The organism is Kitasatospora nipponensis (assembly GCF_039528135.1).
GTDB classification, from domain to species: Bacteria; Actinomycetota; Actinomycetes; order Streptomycetales; family Streptomycetaceae; genus Kitasatospora; species Kitasatospora nipponensis.
In genome coordinates, this window is sequence record NZ_BAAALF010000569.1 from 1 (window position 1) to 899 (window position 899).

The window sequence follows — 899 nt, forward strand, 5'->3', positions numbered from 1 at the left end:
GCGGCGGGTGTGGGTGGGGGTGGTGGCGGCGAGGGGGAGGTTCCGGGTGCGGTGGTGGTCGTTGATCTGCCAGGTGGAGGTGGTGCCTTGGCGGATGAGGGTGAGGCCGCCGGGCATCTGGTAGTAGCGGGTGCCGGTGGTGCTTGTGGGGGTGGTGGTGGTGTAGGTGAGTTCGTCGTTCCCGAGGGTGATGGTGGTTTTGCCGGGGTTGTGGGGGATGAGCTGGTTGCGTAGGTGGTGGACTGGTGGGGGAGGGTCCATTTCTGCCCGGCGGGGACGGTTGTCCCGCAGGCGGCCAGGAGGACGTCGGTTCCGTTGGTGGTGACGTCGCCGGGGACTGCCAGGCACAGGTTGGCGGCGGCGTTGGCGATTGTGCCGTCGTCGCGCGTCGTCCAGGTCTGTGAGGTGGCGCCGGTGCAGGGCTGCAGCTGGATCGCGGAGCCTGCGGCGGTGCCCATGGCGGTCAGGCAGGCGCCGAAGACCTTGAGTTTGTTGCCGCCGGTGGCGAACTTCTGGCCGCTGGTTGCGTCGCAGTTCGCGATCTCGGCGGGGGTGCTATTGGCGCTGCTTCCCCCTTGCATGGCGAGGCACTTGCCGGCGATGCCCTGGATCTGGACGGTCGGCCGGTAGGTGTCGAGCTTTCCTTCGGTGCTCCAGGTCAGGTCGGTGGTGCCGGCTGCGTAGGTGTACTGGGCCGTGGTGTTCCCGGCCTGGTCGTAGCTGTTGGTGGCGTAGGCGGTGGTGCTGCCGTTTACCGTGGTTTCCAGGCTGGTGAGGGCGTGCGGCCCGCCGTTTCCGTTGCCGGTGTTGCCGGTGCCGGGAGCGGTGAACGTCTGGGTCGTGACGGCGTCCTGGGTGCTTCCGCTGGCCGGGCTGTGCTGGGTGAAGGTTCTGCGGTT

At 68.4% G+C, this 899-nt stretch carries 1 protein-coding gene; it reads right to left on the reverse strand.

Annotated elements, in window-relative coordinates:
* Window positions 1–899: ricin-type beta-trefoil lectin domain protein (locus tag ABD323_RS41955; protein WP_344447326.1), on the reverse strand; the 899-nt coding region annotated here is incomplete at both ends.